This is a genomic window from Brevibacterium picturae (assembly GCF_030453725.1).
Classification (GTDB): Bacteria; Actinomycetota; Actinomycetes; order Actinomycetales; family Brevibacteriaceae; genus Brevibacterium; species Brevibacterium sandarakinum_A.
In genome coordinates this window covers 1-2,413 of the sequence record NZ_JAKDJU010000294.1, presented here as the reverse complement: position 1 = coordinate 2,413, position 2,413 = coordinate 1, and the positions used below count along the sequence as shown (strand labels likewise).

General features: G+C 63.0%; 3 protein-coding genes. All 3 read left to right on the top strand.

The genetic code is table 11. From position 1 onward, the window contains the following. Positions 1-348, top strand: a 348-nt coding sequence (locus tag L0G76_RS15750) for a VOC family protein (protein ID WP_304358076.1), incomplete at its 5' end; no start/stop codon positions are given. An 82-nt stretch (positions 349-430) separates the two neighbouring features. Next, the gene (locus L0G76_RS15745; RefSeq protein WP_304358075.1) at positions 431-952 is read left to right on the top strand and encodes a HutD family protein; all 522 of its coding nucleotides are present in this window, start codon (positions 431-433) and stop codon (positions 950-952) included. Positions 953-1,248: 296 nt separating this feature from the next. Next, positions 1,249-2,413: hypothetical protein (locus tag L0G76_RS15740; RefSeq protein ID WP_304358074.1), on the top strand; the 1,165-nt coding region annotated here is incomplete at its 3' end.

The following is a 2,413-nucleotide window of genomic DNA, read 5'->3' as shown; positions in this document are numbered from 1 at the left end:
CAGCCCGTCGTCGTTCTCGACGCCCCTGACGCACGCGAACTCGCGGAGTTCTACGGTCAACTCCTCGACTGGCAGGTCAGGGTCGATGACGACGGCACCTGGGCAGAGATCACATCCGATTCCTGGCCGCCGATCTGCTTCCAACAGGTCGAGGATTATCATGCACCAAGCTGGCCGAGCCAGGCTCACCCGCAGCAGATGCACCTCGACGTCGTCGTCGATGATCTCGATGTCGCCGAGGCGGCCGTGGTCGAACTCGGTGCAGGAAAGGCGGCAGAACAGCCGGGTGAGACCTTCCGCGTCTTCCTCGACCCGGCAGGTCACCCGTTCTGCCTCGTGCTGAACTGAGGTTCTGACCAACGCCGGCCACTTGGCCAGTTGACCAGCGCCGGTCGCCTGGCCGGTGCAGACGCGGCACTAGAGTGATCACATGCGCGTGATCACCTCATTCGACGACCTCGAACCGGTTCCATGGGCCAATGGTGCGGGGGAGACGACCGAGCTCGTCTCGCTCACCGATTCCCGGGCCCTGACCCCGGGCCGTCTGCGGTGGCGCCTGAGCATCGCGCGCCTGGACCGCCCCGCCGAGTTCTCCCCATTGCCGGGCTTGGCCCGCACATTTCTTCCCATCGGCGCCGAGGTTGTCCTTGAGATTGATGGACAGGTTCAGTCGGTGACGCCGGCAGTGCCAGCGAGATTCCGTGGAGAGCAGAAGGTCTCTCTCGTCGGGTTGGAAGACCCGTGCTTTGCTCTCAACCTCATGGTCGACGTCGATGATGCAGCCGGAGCCGTATCCGAGCGGGAAGCGCTGGAGATGTCGACAGGGTTCACCGGTCGCGGGCTGTTCGCGGTGAACCTGAACTCCATCCCCGGCCATTCTCGCTTCCAGCTGCTTCGACTCGACGAAGCAGAAGTGCTTCCGGACCATTTCGATGCAGCCATTCTGCACTGAGTGAAGCCTGCCTGGTGATGCCTGTCCTGAGTCGCTCCCTGCGGTGCCGGTGAGGTCATGCCGAATCCTCGAGCGGGCCCGGATTTCGTTCCTGAAAAGATGGTGTCAACAGAGTGTTCGCTGCGTCACACGACAGGTCATCATCGCAGGTCAGGTTCGCTAGTGAAGGGTGTGACTCACAGCTTTGTCCCAGGCTGGGCGGGTGCGGGTCAGGATACCCGCACCTCCGCGTCAGATACTGATTCCAGGCAGCGGTCACTGGAGGAACTTTGGCGTCGAATCAGAACGAGACACATGTGGCGAACGAGCAGAATCGCACACAGTCGGGACACGGACGAACAGCATCGGAGCACGAGGCAGCACCACCTCGAAACGGTGAGTTCGAGGCGGTGACGTATCCATCGCAGACTCTTCCACTGATCACCGAAGAACTCGCAGCCGCACATGTGACCACGCCAGTGATGCCGCCCAATCCCATCCGTCGTGACAACGTGCCGGAACCACGCGACACCGTGCCGGAACCAGAGGTGGAGGCGGAGGGCACCGCGAACCACAACCAGCCAACCGCGGTGTCCGCAGCTATGCCAGTCGATGGCGAACCCGGTGAGCGTGGGGAGAAGAATGGCAAGGCCGAGAAGAAGAGCGAGAACAGGGTCTCCGCGACTCAGCTCCTCGCCGGCGCCGCGGCTGCAGCCACCTCATCGGTCATCGGCGGACAACTGGGTGTCGCCGGGACGGTCGTCGGTGCAGGGGTCGCCAGCATCATCACCGGCCTCGCAGTGACTCTTTATACGAGCAGCCTCGACAAGGGCAAAGAGAAGATCAGGGAAGTCGGCACGAAACTCGGCCCGGCCGTCAAAGCGAAGTCACTCGGCGCCACAACGCAGCGATCCACCGCAGGCGGTGAGATTCAGGGAGTTGGAACCTTCGGCCACCTGAGCAGTAGTTCGGCGCCTGGCCAGGCGGCTGATCGCACGAGAACCGACAGTGAAGTGAAGAAGACCTGGTGGCAGAGGCTGCGCCGCAAACGAGTGCTCTACCCGGTGGCCATCGGGGTGGCGACATTCGGAATCGGACTGGGTGCCGTGGTCATGGCCGAATCATTGACCGATGCCGACATCTCACCCGGAACCTCACAGATCTCACGATCCGTGTCCGGAAGTTCCGGGACCGGTGAGGAAGCCGACACGGCACAGGATGGCGGCGCAAACCCCGGTTCCGGTGCAGATCGGCCGGGGACACAGCCCGATCAGAACCCGAATCCGGGAAGCGGAAACGACGGCTCGACGACGAGCCAAGGACAGTCCACCTCGGCGAGCGAAGGAAGCTCCACCACATCTTCGACGGCTGATCAGACAGGGTCTGACCAGGGCACCGATGCCAACTCCTCGACTGCCACCGGCGACGCGAGCACAGGGGGAGGAACCGATTCGAATTCATCCAGCAGTGCCGGAACGGACA

What these genes read in the sequence shown, in the direction of transcription:
- L0G76_RS15745 (WP_304358075.1), top strand. Translation starts at nt 431, where the DNA reads ATGCGCGTGATCACCTCATTCGACGACCTCGAACCGGTTCCATGGGCC.